At 69.9% G+C, this 2,055-nt stretch carries 1 protein-coding gene and 1 pseudogene; both read left to right on the top strand.

Translation table 11 applies throughout. The features are described from left to right. Positions 1 to 437: pseudogene (locus X803_RS20115) on the top strand (biotin-dependent carboxyltransferase family protein); the annotation flags it as partial. A 17-nt stretch (positions 438 to 454) separates the two neighbouring features. After that, a partial coding sequence (locus tag X803_RS20110; RefSeq protein WP_035779127.1) for an acetyl-CoA carboxylase biotin carboxylase subunit occupies positions 455 to 2,055 on the top strand: 1,601 nt, incomplete at its 3' end.

The following is a 2,055-nucleotide window of genomic DNA, read 5'->3' as shown; positions in this document are numbered from 1 at the left end:
CCCCCGAGCCTTCGACGCTGCCGGGAGAGCTCCTGGAGCCCAACGCGAACAAACCTGTGCAGCTGCGGATCACCGCCGGCCCGCGCCAGGACTGGTTCACGCCCGAATCACAGGCTGCACTCACCGCGCAGGACTGGTCCGTCACCGCCGAGTCCAACCGGATCGGCGTGCGCCTGGCAGTAACAGACGGACAGCCCCTCGAAAGGGCACGGACCGACGAACTCCCCAGCGAAGGCGTGGTGGCGGGCTCACTGCAGGTGCCGCCGTCGGGCCTTCCCGTCCTGTTCCTGGCCGATCACCCGGTGACGGGCGGGTACCCAGTGGTCGCCGTCGTCGTACCGGAGGATCTGCCCATCGCCGCCCAGCTGCCGCCGGGCACCACTATTCGTTTCGTCGAGGTCAGCCCCGAGACGCTCCAGCCGACCGCCGCCCAATGAACGCGAAGGAAGCCGCCATGAAGAAGATCCTGATCGCCAACCGCGGCGAAATCGCCGTCCGGATTGCCCGGGCTTGCACCGATGCGGAACTGGCATCCGTGGCGGTGTATTCGGACCCGGATGCCGACGCGCTGCACGTCCGCCTCAGCGACGAGGCCTACGCACTGGGCGGTTCCGCGAGCGCGGACACGTACCTGAACATCCCCAAACTGCTCGACGTCGCAGCACGGGCCGGTGCCGATGCAGTCCATCCCGGCTACGGTTTCCTCTCCGAAAACGCCGACTTCGCCGAGGCGGTGCAGGGCGCCGGGCTCACCTGGATCGGCCCGTCGCCGGACGCGATCCGCAGCCTGGGCAACAAGGTCACCGCCCGTGAGATCGCAGTCCGGGCGGGTGCCCCGCTGGTCCCGGGCACGGACGGACCGGTCGCCGACGCCGATGAAGTCCGCGCCTTCGCCGAGGAACACGGCGTCCCCGTGGCCATCAAGGCGGCGTTCGGCGGCGGCGGGCGCGGGCTGAAGATCGCCCACCGGCTCGAGGACATTGATGACGCCTTCGACTCGGCGGTACGCGAGGCCACCATGGCGTTCGGGCGCGGCGAGTGCTTCGTCGAACGGTTCCTCGACAAGCCCCGGCACGTCGAGGCGCAGGTGCTCGCGGATACGCACGGGAACGTTGTGGTGGTGGGTACCCGCGACTGCTCGCTGCAGCGCCGCAACCAGAAACTCGTGGAGGAGGCCCCCGCGCCGTTCCTGACCGACGAGCAGCGCACCCGCATCCACGAATCGGCGCGCGCCATCTGCCGCGAGGCCGGTTACACCGGTGCCGGCACGGTCGAGTACCTGGTGGCGCCCGACGGCGTGATCTCCTTCCTCGAGGTCAACACGCGCCTGCAGGTGGAGCACCCGGTGACCGAGGAAACCTCCGGCGTGGACCTGGTGCGCGAACAGTTCCGCATCGCCGCCGGCCTGCCGCTGTCCATCACCGAGGATCCCGTGCCGCACGGCCACGCCATCGAATTCCGGCTCAACGCCGAGGACGCCGGCCGTGGCTTCCTCCCCTCACCGGGACCGGTGGACGTGTTCGAGGCACCCACCGGCGCCGGAATCCGCGTCGACACCGGCGTCCGTTCCGGATCCAGCATCCCCGCCGAGTACGACTCCCTGATGGCCAAGCTGATCGTCCACGGCGAGGACCGCGCCCAGGCCCTGCGCCGTGCCCGCACAGCGCTTGATGAACTCCGCATCGAGGGCGTCCCCACAGTGGTCCCGTTCCACCGCGCCGTGGTGCGCGACCCCGATTTCACGCAGCCCGACCGGCTCGGCGTCTACACCACGTGGATCGAGTCCGAGTTCGCCGCACGCCTCGAGGCCTCGTTGCGCAGCGGTATCGCCGGACCGGTGGCCCGCCGCGAAACGCTCACCGTCGAGCTTGACGGCAAGGCCGTCCAGTTGGGACTGCCGGCGCAGGTGTTCAACGCTCTGATGACCGGCGGAAGTGGCGCCGCGCCGTCGTCGTCGTCTCAGGAAACACAGCACGACGACGGCGCAGTCACCGCCCCGATGGGCGGCAACCTCGTGAAGTGGCTGGCCGACGACGGCGTCCAGGTGAGAGCCGG

The sequence above is a fragment of the Arthrobacter sp. 35/47 genome (genome assembly GCF_000520475.1).
In the GTDB taxonomy this organism is placed as follows: Bacteria; Actinomycetota; Actinomycetes; order Actinomycetales; family Micrococcaceae; genus Arthrobacter_D; species Arthrobacter_D subterraneus.
This window is presented reverse-complemented; position numbering and strand designations above follow the sequence as displayed.